14 protein-coding genes are annotated in these 17,475 nt (G+C 45.9%); 13 read left to right on the forward strand and 1 reads right to left on the reverse strand.

The features are described 5' to 3' along the window. The first annotated feature begins 28 nt into the window (after positions 1-28). The 10 genes from GK047_RS13130 to GK047_RS13175 all read left to right on the forward strand — a co-directional run bounded on the left by GK047_RS13130 (position 29) and on the right by GK047_RS13175 (position 8,258). Complete coding sequence (locus tag GK047_RS13130; protein ID WP_163946995.1) at positions 29-886, forward strand: cytochrome c oxidase assembly protein; 858 nt, start codon at positions 29-31, stop codon at positions 884-886. Between the two features lie 17 nt (positions 887-903). Continuing rightward, a complete protein-coding gene (locus GK047_RS13135; protein ID WP_163946999.1) occupies positions 904-1,359 on the forward strand; it encodes a DUF420 domain-containing protein in 456 nt (151 codons plus the stop codon). A gap of 145 nt (positions 1,360-1,504) precedes the next feature. Beyond that, complete coding sequence (locus GK047_RS13140; protein ID WP_163947003.1) at positions 1,505-2,254, forward strand: hypothetical protein; 750 nt, start codon at positions 1,505-1,507, stop codon at positions 2,252-2,254. Further along, the gene (locus GK047_RS13145) at positions 2,247-2,657 is read left to right on the forward strand and encodes a GntR family transcriptional regulator (protein WP_481856006.1); all 411 of its coding nucleotides are present in this window, start codon (positions 2,247-2,249) and stop codon (positions 2,655-2,657) included. The genes GK047_RS13140 and GK047_RS13145 overlap by 8 nt, the downstream gene beginning before the upstream one ends. Before the next feature lie 16 nt (positions 2,658-2,673). After that, positions 2,674-3,585 (forward strand): ABC transporter ATP-binding protein, encoded by a 912-nt coding sequence (locus GK047_RS13150; protein ID WP_163947006.1) that lies wholly within the window; start codon positions 2,674-2,676, stop codon positions 3,583-3,585. 3 nt (positions 3,586-3,588) lie between these two features. Continuing rightward, the gene (locus tag GK047_RS13155) at positions 3,589-4,494 is read left to right on the forward strand and encodes an ABC transporter ATP-binding protein (protein ID WP_163947008.1); all 906 of its coding nucleotides are present in this window, start codon (positions 3,589-3,591) and stop codon (positions 4,492-4,494) included. Next, entirely contained in the window at positions 4,487-5,773 is a 1,287-nt protein-coding gene (locus tag GK047_RS13160; RefSeq protein ID WP_163947011.1) for an ABC transporter permease, read from the forward strand. The genes GK047_RS13155 and GK047_RS13160 overlap by 8 nt, the downstream gene beginning before the upstream one ends. Positions 5,774-6,207: 434 nt before the next feature. Next, on the forward strand, positions 6,208-6,771 hold the full coding sequence (locus GK047_RS13165) for a MarR family winged helix-turn-helix transcriptional regulator (protein ID WP_163947014.1): 564 nt from the start codon (positions 6,208-6,210) through the stop codon (positions 6,769-6,771). A gap of 114 nt (positions 6,772-6,885) precedes the next feature. After that, entirely contained in the window at positions 6,886-7,395 is a 510-nt protein-coding gene (locus tag GK047_RS13170) for a hypothetical protein (RefSeq protein WP_163947017.1), read from the forward strand. Beyond that, a complete protein-coding gene (locus GK047_RS13175; RefSeq protein WP_163947020.1) occupies positions 7,392-8,258 on the forward strand; it encodes an SDR family oxidoreductase in 867 nt (288 codons plus the stop codon). Before GK047_RS13170 ends, GK047_RS13175 begins: the two co-directional genes overlap by 4 nt. Before the next feature lie 816 nt (positions 8,259-9,074). On the opposite strand, the gene GK047_RS13180 is transcribed toward GK047_RS13175, so the two are convergent. Beyond that, positions 9,075-9,272 carry a PspC domain-containing protein gene (locus tag GK047_RS13180; RefSeq protein WP_163947022.1) on the reverse strand — a complete coding sequence of 66 codons (198 nt, stop codon included), beginning with the start codon at positions 9,270-9,272 and terminating at the stop codon, positions 9,075-9,077. 292 nt (positions 9,273-9,564) lie between these two features. Here GK047_RS13180 and GK047_RS13185 point away from each other — a divergent pair, with 292 nt between their 5' ends. The 3 genes from GK047_RS13185 to GK047_RS13195 all read left to right on the forward strand — a co-directional run bounded on the left by GK047_RS13185 (position 9,565) and on the right by GK047_RS13195 (position 17,399). Further along, on the forward strand, positions 9,565-13,983 hold the full coding sequence (locus GK047_RS13185; RefSeq protein WP_163947025.1) for a fibronectin type III domain-containing protein: 4,419 nt from the start codon (positions 9,565-9,567) through the stop codon (positions 13,981-13,983). A 180-nt stretch (positions 13,984-14,163) separates the two neighbouring features. Further along, positions 14,164-14,643, forward strand: a complete 480-nt coding sequence (locus tag GK047_RS13190; RefSeq protein WP_163947030.1) for a hypothetical protein — start codon at positions 14,164-14,166, stop codon at positions 14,641-14,643. 377 nt (positions 14,644-15,020) lie between these two features. After that, positions 15,021-17,399, forward strand: a complete 2,379-nt coding sequence (locus GK047_RS13195) for an MHYT domain-containing protein (RefSeq protein WP_163947033.1) — start codon at positions 15,021-15,023, stop codon at positions 17,397-17,399. Positions 17,400-17,475 lie beyond the last annotated feature (76 nt).

The following is a 17,475-nucleotide window of genomic DNA, read 5'->3' on the forward strand; positions in this document are numbered from 1 at the left end:
GGAAATTGAAAGGAGATAGACAACAGCTATGAACCAAATTGGTGGATTTTTTGATCTGTGGAGTCCTGTTTTATTATTGGTGGTTATTGTTATCGGTTATGTGTACAATCGCTTCATCACTAAAGCGAATGGGATATTTGCAGATGTAGAGCCGGTTTCGGTTAAGCAGAAATTGTCTTTCTACACAGGACTTGCCTTGTTTTATATTGGACAAGGAAGCCCCATTAATTATCTCGGACATCACTATTTGTTCAGCATGCACATGCTGCAACAAACTATGTTATATTTAATTGTACCCATTTTCATTTGGCTTGGTACACCAGGATGGATGTTCCGTCCTTTAATGAAAAATCGCGTGTTCCGGGTAGCATTTACATTTTTCACGCGACCGTTAATTGCTTTGTTTTTATTTAATATGCTTTTTTCTATCTATCACATGCCTTTAGTTATGGATGGTTTAATGCGGAATGAATGGCTGCAGCTGATTTACCACATTGCACTTTTTGTTACTGCTTTTACGATGTGGTTTCCTGTGTTTACGCCACTACCTGAGCTCAATCGTCTAAATGATCTGAAGAAACTTGGTTATATTTTCGGAAATGGCATTTTGCTTACGCCAGCGTGTGCACTTATTATTTTTGCAGATACAATCATTTATGATATGTACAAGAACGTAACGATACCCTTCGCTCACATGTCGCCACTTGACGATCAACAGCTTGGCGGTGTTATTATGAAAATGATACAAGAAGTTGTCTATGGAGCTGTGCTTGCTTACATATTCTTTAGATGGTACCGTAGAGAGCGTAAAGAGGATGAATATGCGGACAGCTTTGAAGCTCAGGAGAGCTTGAACCACCAAGGCGGCAGCTGGAATCGCGCCTAAAGAAAGGATTTTGGAAGATGCACATTTTGCCAACTATTTCTACGATGTTTATCGTGATTAGTGCGATATTTGTCGGCTTCGGATGGTATCATATTGTCAAAGGGCACCGTGAAACGCATCAGAAATTGATGGTTTTCGGAGCGATCTTTGCACTCGCTTTCTTCATTATTTATATGTCTCGAACGTTATTCGAGGGGAATACGGCTTTTGGCGGGCCGGAAAGCTTAAAGCTCCCGTACCATTTGTTCTTGTTTTTCCATATCACACTTGCGACAATTGGTGGCGTTTTGGGACTCGTTACTCTCTGGTTGGCTTACAAGAAGAAGTTCTTTAAGCACAAGAAGATTGGACGAGTAGCGGCAATTGTATGGCTAATTACAGCACCTACGGGCGTTGTCGTGTATGTCATGCTCTATCTCCTTTTCCCAGGTGGAACAACGAAGCCTGTGTTAGATGCAATTTTCGGCTTATAATAAAATAGGCGTTAAAAAGGTAAAACTGTTAAGCGGGATAATCCGTTTAAAGGTTTTGCTTTTTTTTATTTTTCCTTGATTTTACAAATGAATTTGGTATATACTGTGTATATCAATATATACAGTATATACAGTGGGGTGTGAAATGATAAGTAAAAAGGTGCTGCTAGATGCTTGGTGGCTTACGCGTAAAGATTTTGGAAACAATCGGCTGATGCTGATATGGAATATCCTATTTAATTTATATGTCGTATTCACCTTATTATCGATGACAAGTATGGGGCAACGTTCGGACCTTTCTTATAACGTAACTATTTTTAATGATGTGTCTTTGAATTTTTTTGTTATGGGCATTGTGCCAATTTGGGGATTTCCACTATCCAAAGCTTTTCTCAACTATAAGAAAACGGACGTGTACACGAAACGAATTGCCTATTTGAAAACAATGCCGATTTCGAATCAAGTCATCATTTGTAGTCGGTTTTTACAAATTATTATTATGGTATTCGCAATGGCAATTGTGGTCTTCGTTCCATATTTCAGCATCCTTAGTCATATAGGACAAATGCCGTTAAATTTGCTGGAATGCTTGTTTTATGCATTTGTATGGATTGGCTACTCGTTGACGGTGGGCTGCTTGTACATCTGTTGGGAATTGGGTGTGAAAGGTAAGACCTATTTCATTAGATGTTTGTTGATGATGCCGTTTATCGTTCTTGGAGCTTTTTTGTTGTGGTGGCTTTTTGGTCAATCGGTATGGATAGGAATGATGGAGTGGGTGCAGCAATTCCAAGTACTGCTTCCGATTGTTTCGCTTGCGTTAGGAACGTTGGCGATTATAGCAAGTGCTGTTTGGTTAAATAAAAGATTTGCGCAACGTGATCTGCATGGATAAGTCGTTGAAAATTCCAATTCAAGTATCCGTAGATCGTGCGGAACCCATTTATCATCAAATTGAGGTGCAGTTAAGAGCACTAATTTTGAGCGGTCAGCTTGCTGAGGGCACACAATTGCCTTCAATCCGTGAATTCGCTTCAGATCTTTCGTGTAGTGTAATCACGATCCGAAGAGTTTATCAGGATCTTGAGAATGAAGGTATACTGCGTACGCGACAAGGTACGGGCTCATTCGTGGCGCAGGTTGGAGAAACGGTTCGCGAGCAATATCGCAAAGAGGCTGTTATCGAAGCAATGCGAGGAGCTGTACGTACAGGATTCGGAGTGAATTGTACAGTCGAGGAACTTCACATTCTTTTTGAGAAAGCAATCGAACAAGTCAGCATGGAAAAGAAAGAGTAGAAGGGAGGACGTTGTTATGCAATATGTAGAAACTTCAAAGGCCATTTCAATAAAAGGCTTGCGTAAATCCCTTGATCAAATGGACATAGGTCCTATTGATTTGGAGATTGAATCTGGTTATATTGTTGCGATTGTCGGCCCTAACGGCGCTGGGAAAAGCACTTTATTTCGATTGTTAATGAATTTGATTAAGCCTGATGCAGGAGAGATTCAGCTTTTGGGGCAAACCTATATAGAAAATGAAATTTCAATAAAGCAAAGAATTGGATATATCCCCGAGACGGAAGAGTGGATGGATGCCGGATTCAGTACCATTAAAGAACTGACGCAATTTGTGTCACATTGGTATCTCGGCTGGAATGAATCTAAAGCGCAGGAGTTGTTTGCACGGTTCGGTTTAGATGGCAAGCAGAAGCTGCGTCATCTCTCTAAAGGGATGAAACGTAAATTAGCTTTCATTCATGCAATGGCTTTTGATCCGGATATCCTATTCCTGGATGAGCCGACTTCAGGTCTTGATCCTTTTGCCTGGCGCATGATGATGGAAGATTTGATGGCGTATATGGAACGCGGAGACAAGACAGTGCTGCTGGCGACACACATCATTGATGAGGTGAAACGGATGGCCGACTATGTGGCTTTCATCCATGATGGGAAGCTGATGGGTTTTTATGAAAAGGATGTGCTGTTCGATAGCTGGAAAACGCTCTGGATAGAGGGTCATCATGATCAATTAATTGAGCTATCCGGGGTTGTGGCTGTGGAGGAACTTAGCCCGGCAACCGCTACGAAAGTAATCAGTCGTTCTTCTCGGGAAACGGAAGCTGATCTTCACCGACTCGGTGTAAAGGTGATCCAGACACAGTCTGTGGAATTAGATGAAATCCTTGGCTACCTCATATCAGGAGAAATAAGGAAGGTAGGGTGAAACATGACCTATTCATTGCAAGTAGAACAAGTGACGAAGCAGTATGGTGAGAAGACAGCGGTTAACGGAATCCAACTTCGTGTGAAACAAGGGGAAATATACGGTTTATTAGGTGCCAATGGTGCAGGGAAAACAACGACGATGCGTATGGTGCTTGGGCTCATTTATCCAGATGAAGGTAAGATCCTATGGAAGGGACAGGGCTACAGGGAAGAACTCAGACGTCTAATGGGTTACTTGCCAGAGGAACGCGGGCTGTATCCAAAGGTGAAAGTGAGTGAGCAGATCATTTATCTTGCAGAGCTTCGCGGGCTCGCTCGTAAACAGGCAGATGCAGGTCTGAAGATGTGGCTGGAGCGATTTGGCGTGCCCGAGTATTACAACAAGAAGGTAGAGGAGCTCTCCAAAGGGAACCAACAAAAAATTCAGTTCATTGCTGCTGTTATTCATAATCCGGAAATTTTGATTCTGGATGAGGCGTTCAGTGGACTCGATCCCGTCAATGTGGAGCTATTGAAGACGACAGTGAAGGCGCTGCGCGACGAAGGAAAGACGATTCTCTTTTCAAGTCATCGTATGGATCATGTGGAGGAGCTCTGTGAAAATATTTGTATTCTCCATCAATCGAATACGATTGTTCAAGGGAGCTTGAAAGAGATTAAAGCGACTTTCCCCAAGGAGCGAGTCCTTCTTGAAACCGAGCAGCCGATAGAGGGCTTGGAGCTTATTTCCGGGGTTACAAAGGTGATTAAGCATTTAACCGGCTATGAAATTCGAATCCATGAAGCAGCAGCTGCGCAGCAGATTTTACAGCATGCCTTAGAGCAATCTACTATACAACGCTTTCAAATTATGGAACCGACGTTAAATGAAATTTTCATTCAAAAGGTGGGAAGCACACATGAATAGTATGGGAACGGTGATCAAGTTTACGTTTATGACGCGTTTTCGCTCGAAGTCGTTTCGTGTCATGAGCCTCATTCTTATTGTGCTCTTATCCATTATGATTCATTTACCTACACTGATCGATAAACTTTCCTCTCATGAAGCAACGAAAATTGGTGTATTCGGTGGAGTTCATGCTGATTTGGCTAGCAAATTAGCTGAATTCTACACGAAACAAGAGAGTCCAGATATCGTGATTGTGCCGCTTCAAGATGAAGGCAGCCGGGAGTCGAATGAAGCTTCGGGTAAAAAGCAGATCGCCGATAAAAAGATTAAGGGATACGTGGAATTTACCGATGTTAATGAAGCTGGATTTCCCAAGGTCGTTTATAAATCAGAGGGTACCATGGAATTTACGTTTAAAAATAAGCTGCAAACGGCTCTCCAGCTCATCAAAACAGATGTAACCCTGCAAGGGGCCGGTCTTGCTGCTGAGCAGAAAGCGAACATTCAAGCGCCAGTTAACTTAGAAACCGTACAAATCTCAACCAATGAAGAAGCTGCGGCGGGGAAAACAGAATCTCAAATGGTGATGTCTTATGCGCTTGTCTATGTCATGTTGTTCATGCTGTATATGGGTGTGATTGGGTTTGGGAACATGGTGGCCATGGAAATTACCGCAGAGAAAAGCTCGCGCGTGATGGAGATCCTCATCACCAGCGTGTCACCGCTTAAACAAATGTTTGGCAAAATAATCGGTATTTGCTTACTGGCTTTGTCACAAATTGCCTTAATCATTGCGGTAGGTGCAGTGAATTTAAGCTTATCGAGCAGCAGCAAGCTAATTGCAGAACTTCATTTGAACTGGTCGGATTTACAAATATCGCTGATTATATATTTCTTAATCTTTTACCTCTTAGGTTTTTTCATCTACGCAACGGTGTTTGCGGCAGTAGGTTCTCTCGTTAGTCGAACAGAAGAAGTAGGTCAGGCCATTATGCCCGTTACAATGTTGATCGTTGCAGCTTTCATGATTGCAATGTTCGGACTAAGCAATCCCAATGCTGGCTTCGTGGTCGTGATGTCATTCGTTCCATTCTTCTCTCCGCTCATTATGTTTCTACGCATTGGCATGAGCAGTCCAGCAGTATGGGAGATCTGGTTATCTATCGTTATCCAGTTGGCCTCCATCTGTGCCATGGCTTGGGTAGCCGCCAAGATCTACCGTACGGGTGTGCTGATGTATGGCAAACGCCCTTCGTGGCGCGAGCTTCGTAAAGCGATGCGGGCTTATAAGGTTTAGGGTATGTCCTCACATATGAGTGTGAGTAACGGTTATAGTTGAGACAGAATTGGTCGATAAATGAGACAAATTTGGGTACATGTTTGAGGCTAAATAATGAAGATAGATGAATCAATTCGTTGATTTATCTGTCTTTTTTTATTTTACATATAACACGGTTATGATTGATACTTTTTACGACGGGGGAACAAGTCTGGCAAAGGGGAATGGAACTACTGGGGAGACAACTTGGATGAATATATGATTAGGGCTTTTGTCCATGCGCTACACAGCGGGGAAGCGGTTCCGATTAGCGGAGGTTGCGCTCGGCGCTTATGAATCCGCAAGATTAGGAAATTCAGTCAAACTGTAGACCAATTGAGTTGAATAGCCTATCGTGTTCAGTGAATTAAAAAATAGTTGACAAATAAATAGTTAGGCTCCATACTAATTATATGGCCAACGAAACTAATATAACAAATGACATTGACGCAGTTCCCTCGCTTGCACAATCCAAGCGTCAGATTGATCGCTATGAACTAGACATAGACGCACAGGCTGTGCTCGTCGCGTCTAGGCTGATGGCAGCGGGAGCTAAGCTTGGACATGCTTCGGAGATTCATTTCTCCAGATTCGGTTTATCAACAGGGCGCTATCGGTTACTAGCTGATCTTGAAGATCACGAAGGAGAAGTGTTGCCCTCGCAATTGGCGGAGCATCTAGGTGTTACACGTGCTACAGTGACTGGACTCATCGACACGCTTGAGCGAGATGGCCTCGTTTTCCGGCGATCAAGTTCTGTCGATGGCCGCCAGAAAGCGGTCATATTGACAGAGCAAGGAGCGAGGAAGCTCCGTGACATGGCTCACGAACATTTTGCACGGCTGGAAGCTATGGTGGGCTTACTCAGTATCGAGGAACGCAGCGTATTTCTCGACCTGCTCGGCCGAGTTACGAAAGGCATCTCAGCGCTTACGGACGAACCAGCCGGATCAAAGGGACACATCAGTAATGAGTAGAATGGGCTAGTGATGAAGCTAGCCCATTCTCACTCTCATATAGTTAGCCTCCTAATTATAAACAAGGGAGCAATTGCTGAGCAATTTTTAAGAAGAAGGGAAGGATGTAACTGAATGAACAAGACGGGATACCCGAGTAAGGCAGAAAGTCTTATCGACATCAAGGATGCTGGTCCTAGAACAAAGACTTTTGTACTTTGGCGTGAAGTTGTCATGGCTTATGTATCTCCAGCCATTATGGCAGGTATTGGGGGATTGGTCACCGCCGACAAGGGGCTCCAATTTGCGGCCTTGACCACAATCGGCGGAACATCGGCCTTGATTGCCTTGATGCTTGGCCTTTGGCTGCGCATCCGGGGAGGTCGTATACGGTGGCTTGTCGCCGTGCCTCACTTGATTGTGGTTGGGCTATTCGCGTTGATGGGAGCCATGTTTGGCCTATGCGCCGCTTGGGCGACATCCAATCTACTAGGAATTATTATTCCCATCGATAACTTAGCTTGGGTCGATCGTGTCTGGATCGATTTCCCGTTATCCGGTGTGATTGCCAGCACGATTATAACATGGCGGTGGCGTCTTGCCGTCAAAACTAATTTTTCATCCAAAGGAGAAGATAAAAAATGATCGTTATTATTGGAGCAACAGGTACGATAGGTAGTGCGCTTTTGAAACGTTTGGTGGATCTTGGTGTGCCCGCACGGGCGTTGAGCAGAGAGCCTGAGAAGTTACGTGCTCAGATTGGGGATAAGGGCCTATCGACGATCGAGGTCGCATCGGCGGATGCTTCCGACCCTGAATCGCTGCGCCGCGCATTTGCAGGAGCTAGTCAGCTATTCCTTGCCATGTCCAACAGTCCCATACAAATGGAATTGGAAACTTCAATCATTGGGATTGCTGCCGAAGCGGGAATCAAGCACATCGTTAAGATATCCAGTCCTGCCTTTGAGGTGAGCTCCCCAGTAGCAGTGGCAGGCTGGCATCAAGAAATCGAAAAAACCTTGAGAGAATCGGGTCTCATCCACACTGTGTTGCGTCCCTATGCATTCATGCAAAACTTATTGCGTCTTGTACCAACGGTCACAACTCAAAATATTTTCTTCGGCGCCATGGGCGATTCACCTTGTAACTTCATTGACTGTCGCGATATCGCAGATGTTGCCGCAGAGGTTCTGACCAATCGTGAGGCAGCAGGCCAAATCTATACGCTTACGGGTTCAGAGATTTTTAGCTATCCCCAGATCGCAAGTAAACTATCCGCCCTGCTTGATCGGCCGATAAACTACATTAACTTGGAGCCCCAAGTACTACGCAATAATCTAATCGAGTACGGGCATATGCCTCCTTGGCTTGCGAGCCACGTTGTGGAAATTCAAACCATGTCTACGGTAGTGCCAGAGAGGCCTACGGACGCTGTAAAACACTTGCTCGGTAGAAATCCCCGCACGCTAGATGCTTTTCTACAAGAGCATGTACAATATTTCCGGTAGAAGCGGACTGCGTCTATTTTGAAGTTTGTGCCTTTAGTAAGCAGAGTAAAATGGAAGTGTATGAACAACAAAAGGGCCGCCGAACATAAAGTTCGTCGGTCCTTTTTGTTGTTCAACCCATCGGTGACTACATCCATTTCTAGAACTTAAATACGACCACTGAATCGGTGCCGGTATTTTGTTCCATTCGATTATACGTTCCCCCATAATTCATCCCGAAAGAGTAAGATCCGGGCAATAACTCCTTGCTATTCTCGCCGCTTATTGTATTTCAAGTACGATCCGCTCGACCCATCCAGTTGCGCAGGTGACAGAGTGGCTGTTGAGACAGGCGCTGACTATTTGGCGGGGAATCCGTTCAGTTGGGAGAGTACATAGCTAGCACCCATAAGGTCAGTGGTTCGAGCCCTCTAGGCTTCACCGTAATTAAACCGTAAAACGCTTGGGTTTCTGAGCGTTTTTTTGTTTTTTCTAGAGAGAAAATGATTTAGAAATTAAACCATGGGTCACTCGTTTGGTCACATTGAGCATTTCCTGAGGAAATTCGGGTTTTGCGGACGGCAGGATTGTTTTGCCCTTACTGCAATTGGCAGGAGTATCGCTTGTTCCAGTGTAAAGGGTGCGATTCTCAATATCTTATATAAGAACCGTAAATTTCAAACAGATGTTAAAAAACCACCTAATCAGGTGGTTTTTAGTCTCAACTAGGAAAATATGGACACACAATATCTTATTGGGTTCAAAAGTTATATTTTTTGAAACATCACAATTTTTTTGTGTTTTTCATATGGAAAATGTTGAAAGCTTAGCTTTTCATTAATAGTGGCTATAAGGCATCTTCGGTACTAGAATACTACCAATAAAGTACATCAACGTGACGGCTCCAAAGCTGCACAGAGCGGCAACAACAAACACGAGACGAACGATCGTTGGATTAAGTCCTAACCATTCTGCAATCCCTCCGCAAAGACCAGTTAATTTACTTTCTGTTGTGGATCTGAACAATTTGTTCATACAATGAATCTCCTCTCAATTATCGAGCATTTTTATTAGTATTCAATTCGTTTCTCATGTCTTTATTGTAGCTTCTGTGAAGAAATACGAAAACGGACTTATGGCGGTTTTGGAAGCTGTACTAAAGTCGGGGAAGTTCCACTACTTAGGGGCAGAAAAGTGGATGTATCGGCAGATCACGGAGAAGGAAATTTGGGGGAATTGTTGTGTGAGAATTTTGAGAGAAGTGTTTGGTAGAATATACCTGGTGTTTACAGGTGAGTCGAGCTTTCGGAGGAGGAGAATGAAAGTTATGAATCGGGTACATTCAAATCAGTTTACAGGAAAATTATGGGTATGGGGTATTGTGCTCTTTATAGCCTCTATTGCATGGTTTGTGGTTCCTGTGCAAGCAGCAGATCAATGGAGTCAATACGCCAGGATAGGATCATCTAGCAATGATTTGCCTGGATCGTTCGATAATCCGAACGGTGTGGCGGTAGACAGTGGAGGGAATGTATACGTGGCCGATAACGTTAACCATCGCATTCAGAAGCTGACGGCATCTACAGGGGTATGGAGCGAGTGGAAGGGGAACGGCGGGGTGGCAGGAGGAAGCGCCCTGGGGGAATTTGGGAATCCGACAGGCGTAGCGGTAGATCGTATTGGGAATGTATATGTGGCTGATACCAGTAACCATCGCATTCAGAAGCTGGATATATCCACAGGGGCGTGGAGTGAGTGGAAGAAGAGCGGCGGAGGGCCAGGAAGCGGATTAGGTGAGTTTAATAACCCAAGAGGCGTGGCGGTAGACAGCAGAGGGAATGTGTATGTGGCGGATGGTTGGAATGATCGCATTCAGAAGCTGGATATATCCACAGGGGTATGGAGTGAGTGGAAGAATAGCGGCAGTGGGTCAGGAAACGGCCTGGGTGAATTTAACAAACCATCCAGCGTGGCAGTAGATAGCATTGGTAATGTATACGTGGGTGATACCAACAACCATCGCATCCAGAAGCTGACGGTATCTACAGGTGTGTGGAGCGAGTGGAAGAAAAGCAGCGGAGGGGCAGGAAAGGGTTTGGGTGAGTTTGATAATCCATTCGCCGTTGCTCTAGACAGCAGTGATAATATATACGTGGCTGAGTATAATAACCATCGCATCCAGAAGCTAAATGTATCCACAGGGATATGGAGTGAGTGGAAGAAGAGTGGCGGAGGCGCAGGAAGTGGCCTGGGAGAGTTTAATCATCCAAAAGGCGTGGCGATAGACGGAAGTGGTAATGTATACGTGGGTGATACCAGCAACCATCGCATCCAGAAGCTGAATGTATCCACAGTGGTGTGGAGCGAGTGGGTATATCAGGGGGCAGTTGTTGGCGCAGGCCTGGGAGAGTTTAATGGTCCAAGCGGTGTGGCGGTGGATAGCGACAGAAATGTGTATGTGGCTGATTACGAAAACCATCGCATCCAGAAGCTGACGGTATCCACAGGTGTGTGGACTGAGTGGAAGAAAAGCGGCGGGGGATCAGGAAACGGCCTGGGAGAGTTTACGGATCCAACCGACGTTGCTATAGACAGCAGAGAGAATGTATACGTGGCTGATCGTTATAACCACCGTATCCAAAAGTTGGAAGTTTCCAATGGGGTGTGGAGCGAGTGGAAGAAGACCGGCGGCGGGAAAGGAAGCGGCCCCGGTGAATTTGATTATCCTGGCGGCGTGGCGGTAGATCACAGAGGGAATGTGTATGTTGCGGATACAAATAACGATCGCATTCAGAAGCTGGATATATCTACAGGGATATGGAGCGAGTGGAAGAAGAGCGGCGGCGGGAAAGGAAGCGGCCTTGGAGAGTTTGCTGAACCAAGTGGTGTTGCTGTAGACAGCAGAGGGAATGTGTATGTTGCGGATACAAATAACCATCGCATCCAGAAGCTGGATATATCTACAGGGATATGGAGCGAGTGGAAGAGAAGTGGTGGGGGGGCAGGAAGCGACCTCGGAGAGTTTAATGAACCATTTAGCGTGGAGTTAGACAGCAATGATAATGTATACGTGGCTGATTCCGAAAACCATCGGATTCAGAAGCTGAATGTATCCACAGGTGTGTGGAGCGAGTGGAAGAGGAGCGGTGGCGGGTCAGGAAGCCGTTTGGGTGAGTTTGCGTATCCAACCGGCGTGGTGGTAGACAGCAGAGGGAATGTATACGTGTCCGATTTCAGTAACGAACGTATTCAGAAATTGGGATCTACCGCTCCAGGCGCACCGACTGCTGTAACGGCAGAGGTAGCGAAGGGTGAGTCGCAAGCGAAAGTGAGTTTTACAGCACCCGTCAGCAATGGAGGCAGCGCCATTCTTGGCTACACCGTGACTTCGAGTCCAGGGGGATTGACGGCTAGCGGAACTGGCACTCCAGTAACAGTTACGGGCTTAACATATGGCACGGCGTATTCGTTCACCGTCGTTGCAATAAACGGCGTAGGAAGCTCAACTGCTTCGACGCCATCGAACAGCGTGACACCGACGGCACCGAACGCACCGGCTACGGTGCCAGGAGCGCCGACTGCTGTAACGGCAGAGGTAGCGAAGGGTGAGTCACAAGCTACAGTGAAGTTTACAACACCGCTCAGCAATGGAGGCAGCGCTATAACCGGCTACACCGTGACTTCAAGTCCGGGTGGATTGACGGCTAGCGGAACTGGCAGTCCGATTACAGTTACGGGCTTAACATATGGCACGGCGTATACGTTCACCGTCGTTGCAATAAACGGCGTAGGAAGCTCAGCTGCTTCGACGCCATCGAACAGCGTGACACCGACGGCACCGAACGCACCGGCTACGGTGCCAGGAGCGCCGACTGCTGTAACGGCAGAGGTAGTGCATGGTCAATCACAAGCGACCGTAACCTTTGCCGCACCTGCGAGCAATGGAGGCAGCGCTATAACCGGCTACACCGTGACTTCGAGTCCGGGCGGCATAACGGCAACCGGGACTGGCAGTCCAATTACAGTCACGGGCTTAACGTACGGCACGGCGTATACGTTCACCGTTGTTGCCATAAACAGCGTAGGAAGCTCGGCCGCTTCGACGCCATCGAACAGTGTGACACCGACGGCACCGAACGCACCGGCTACGGTGCCGGGTGCGCCGACTGCTGTAACGGCAGAGGTAGCGAATGGTGAGTCGCGAGCGAAAGTGAGTTTTACAGCACCCGTCAGCAATGGAGGCAGCGCTATAACCGGCTACACTGTGACTTCGAGTCCGGGCGGCATAACGGCAACCGGGACTGGCAGTCCAATTACAGTCACGGGCTTAACGTATGGCACGACCTATACGTTTACCGTAATTGCGATCAACAGCGTTGGCAGCAGCGCCGCTTCCGCCGTTTCTAATGCCGTAAGGCCATCAGCTTATTCCGATAACAACGGCAGTGAAAGCACGCCGTCACAGCCAGCGTCTCCAACAACATCGGAAGTTGATAAAACGGAAGTTATCGTTCTTGTCAATGGCAAATTGGAGAATGCAGGAACAGCAAAGGTAACGAACGTAAATTCACTGACGGTAACAACCATCACGATTGACCAGAAGAAGCTGGAGGATAAGCTCGCAAAGGAAGGCCAGTCTGCTGTGGTAACGATACCGTTGGGCACCAAATCCGATGTCGTGATCGTTGAGCTCAACGGACAGATGGTCAGTAAAATGGAAACCCAGCAAGTGGTATTGGAAATTAAAACAGATAAAGCAACCTATCATTTGCCGGCTCAACAGATCAACATCAACTCGATCTCCGATCAGGTAGGCAAATCGGTAGCCCTGCAAGATATTAAGCTTCAGATCGAAATTGCTGTGCCAAGAGCGCCAGTTCATGGGGTTCCAAACGAGTCGACAAAAGGCGGAACGATTACGATTGTCGTTCCACCGCTTAATTTTACTGTAAGAGCTCTTTATAAGGACACGACAATTGAGGTCACCGAGTTCAAAGCTTATGTTGAACATACAATTGTGATTCCAGACGGCGTTAATCCTAACAAAATCACGACTGCAGTTGTGATTGAAGCGGATGGAACACTGCGCCATGTGCCGACGAAAATCGTGCTGCTGGATGGTAAGTATTATGCCAAGGTAAACAGCTTGACGAATAGCACTTATTCTGTGATATGGCATCCGCTTGAGTTTAAAGATGTAGAGTTGCACTGGGCTAAAAAAGCCGTAAACGATATGGGATCACGTATGGTCATCAATGGCGTCGGCAATGGCTCCTTCAATCCCGATCAAGATATTACACGTGCGGAGTTTGCAGCTATCCTGATTCGTGGATTAGGACTAAAACTAAAGGCAGGGGCAACGCCTTTCTCTGACGTTGATCGGAAGGAGTGGTTCGCCAGTGCGATTGGGACGGCATTCACTTACAACCTGATAAGCGGATTGGAAGACGGCACTTTCCGTCCGAATGATAAGATTACACGCGAACAGGCGATGACCATCATGGGAAGAGCGATGACCATTACAGGTCTTGAAGCGAAGCCTTCTCAAATTACGGAACAATTATTGAACGCCTTCACTGATGCGGGAACTATATCGAATTGGGCGAAGAGTGGGATTTCCGACTGCCTGCAATCGGGGCTCGTTTCGGGACGAACCAGCACTGAACTGGCTCCTAAAGTTTTCATAACAAGAGCAGAAGTTGCGGTTATTGTTCAAAGACTTCTGCAGAAGTCTGATCTAATTTAATAAATCTACAGTTGAATTATTAAAATACTCCTTAAGCGCTAGAACCTGGCTTGAGGGGTATTTTTCATTATTGTAGAAGGTTCAGACCCCATGTAGGCATAAAGACCATCGAACCTCCCCATACTCCCCTCAACATTTTTGCATATCTTGAATCATTATTGCGAAAGCGAGGGATTGCCGATGGTAACTATAAAACAAGGTCAGCTTCCTACCAGTCCCCAGATTTTCCCGGGGTGTCCCAGAAAACAGAGAATCACGATCCAACAACGTCTTCGGCCTCTCATCGGAACTTTGGGAGATATTACATTACTAAATGGGAAAGCTTTTGGTGGAACAATCCGAAGCGTGGGTAGTACTTCCTTTGTAGTTTCTGTAAACAAAAAAAACGTGGCAATAAATTACAATAATTTAGCTTCGTTTCGTATCGAAGTCAACCCTCAACGGGTCAACTTCAAGGCGGTTGTTCGCACAAAAACATTAGGTATCTTGAACGCCATTAATATTCGTATCGGTTCAAACTTTGTGGAAATTATTAGCGTCGTACCGGAGAATGATCCAGATGTTATTTTCTTTTTCAGGCATATTATCCCGTTTAACGAAATAATCGCCATAGCATGCAACGAAATAAAAAAATGCTCATGTAGACGTTCCAGTAAATAAATTCACTGTCAAGCTAGGAACTGGTTGTTCATATAAAACAACAAAAGCCCTAAGAGATGCTTTCCCTCAGGGCTTCACTTTGTCCTACTTCCGCGATACCTTTGCTTCTTCTCTGGTATCTCATGTGAAACTTTTCCGCGGAGTCCCAGAAACGGGAGCTCAGTTGTTTTATTCTGAAGAGACGATTAAACGAAATGCTTAACTGGCATTTATCTATCGCAGCAATAACAGTAATGATTCAAAATTGAAATACCGATATAACATGGAAAGTAATATGATGAGTTAAAGCTAAGAACTACTGCTTATGGAGATGTTATACTTGAATAATATAAGGCTTGTTTGGATTATGGGCACCTTAATGGAAAGAGGGATTTCAGGTGGAACATGTTCACGGTTCGCATGACATGGTACTTGTAGTTTTTTCGTATATTGTTGCAGTTGTAGCTTCATACACCGTTCTGGATTTGGTCGGAAGGATAAGCACGTCCAGAGGGAGAAATCGCTGGTTGTGGCTCTTTTTTGGCGCCGTCTCTATGGGGATGGGTATCTGGTCGATGCATTTTGTCGGGATGCTTGCTTTCTCACTGCCCGTACCGATTGCTTATAATTTGACGATAGTGCTTCTATCTATGCTTGCAGCTATTTTCGCCTCCTTCATTGCTTTATTCATAGTCGGCCGCAACCAGTTAACACTGCGACAATTGCTCTCTGGAGGGATGCTGCTTGCTACTGGCATTTCAGCGATGCATTATATTGGAATGGCTGCGATGCAGGTTGATATTAGGTATGACCCCATCTACTTTGCGCTCTCCATTGTGATTGCGATTGTGGCATCTGTTGCGGCGTTATGGCTCTCGTTTTATTTCCGTAAGGATGGAGAACGAAGCGAAAGTTGGAAGAAGCTCGGAAGCGGGTTGATTATGGGTGCTGCGATCGTGGGCATGCATTACACAGGCATGATGGCTGCTCACTTCCAGTTAGGTGGCAAATCAGTGTTATCTTCAGGCATGGTGCTAGATCAGAAATGGCTCGCTTATTTCATATCGGGAGGCACTTTATTTACCCTTGGACTGTCTCTGCTCGGAATATACATCTCCAAACGATTTTCACATAAAGATTCGGAAATTCAGGGGAAAACAGATGAAATTTATATCATCAATCAGGAGCTGCGCCAGTTGAACGACCACTTGGAGGAATTGGTGGTTGAACGAACCGCGCAGCTTGAGAAAGCCCATGATGAAGCGATCAAGGCGAATATGATTAAGAGTCAATTCTTGGCCAATATGAGTCACGAACTGCGAACACCGCTCAATGCCATCATCGGGTACAGTGAAATGTTGCAAGAAGAAGCGGAAGAGCTTGGCGAGATAACCTTCGTGGATGATCTAGGGAAAATCCGCAAGGCGGGAAATCATCTGCTCGCTCTTATTAATGATATTCTGGATATCTCGAAGATTGAGGCTGGCAAGATGGAAATTCACCTTGAGACATGCGAATTGGCAGAGCTGATTCAGGATGTGATGACGACAGTCACGCCGTTGATTGAAGGGAATGGAAATCAGGTGGAGACCCGTTGTGAGGAAGGAGACATAACGACAGATATAACGAAACTGCGACAAATCTTGTTCAATTTGCTCAGTAATGCAAGCAAATTTACCAAGGCTGGCACCATCGGTTTCGATATATACCGCCAAACAAGAGGTAACCAAGCAGGTTACTGCTTCCGTGTTCAAGACACAGGAATTGGGATGACACCGGAGCAACTTGAGAAGTTATTCCAGCCATTCACGCAAGCCGATTCATCAACGACGCGCAAATATGGAGGCACGGGTCTTGGACTGGCCATCAGCCAACGCTTTTGCAATATCATGGGGGGCGACATTGATGTGGAAAGCGAGCTTGGATCTGGCAGTACATTTACATGCTGGCTTCCAACCGCCCTCTTCGAGCAAGAATCTGTCAAAGATCCATCTGCAGAGACAGAGCTTGAATATGTGGAAGATCTCAGTCAGGTAAGCATTCTTCTCATCGACGACGAGCCTTTTAACCGGCAATTGATGGAGCGGTATCTTGCCAAAGAGGGATGGACAATAGCGTTCGCTGAAAGCGGACAGGAAGGGCTGCTGCTGGCCAGGAAGCTTCGCCCCAAAGTGATTTGTCTGGATATTCTCATGCCGAGCATGGATGGGTGGAGCGTATTGTCGGTATTGAAGAGCGATCCTGAACTGGCGGATATTCCCGTTGTGATCTGGTCGATGACAAGCGACAAGCATTTGGGCTATGCACTAGGGGCTTCTGAATTTTTGGTGAAACCGGTGCAAAGGGAACGGCTGATTGACGTGATGGACAAATATGTATCGAATCGTACCGATCATTCCATCCTCGTTATCGAGGACGATACGACGACAAGTGAACTGATGACCAGGCTGCTACACAAAGAAGGGTATGTCGTGACTCAGGCCCGTAATGGCAGATTAGCTTTGGAATGCATGGTGAAGGAATTGCCTACACTGATCTTACTTGACTTGATGATGCCGGAAATGGACGGTTTCCAATTCATTGAAGAACTGCGTAAGCAGGATGCGTGGAGTGCAATTTCGATTGTGGTACTGACGGCAAAATCGATTACGTCGGAAGAACGGTACAAATTGAATGGTTATGTGAAGAACGTTATTCAAAAGGGAGCGTTCGACCATAAATCACTATTGGCAGAAATTCAACTGCTTATAACAGATGCTATGGTTCAGAAGAGTTAAGTATCGTACTGCATGGGCAGGCTTGACGTTGAAAGATTGCTATAGATGAAAAAGGAGATTGGCCGTGCGACGATTT

This window comes from Paenibacillus sp. SYP-B3998 (assembly GCF_010820665.1).
Classification (GTDB): domain Bacteria; phylum Bacillota; class Bacilli; order Paenibacillales; family NBRC-103111; genus Paenibacillus_E.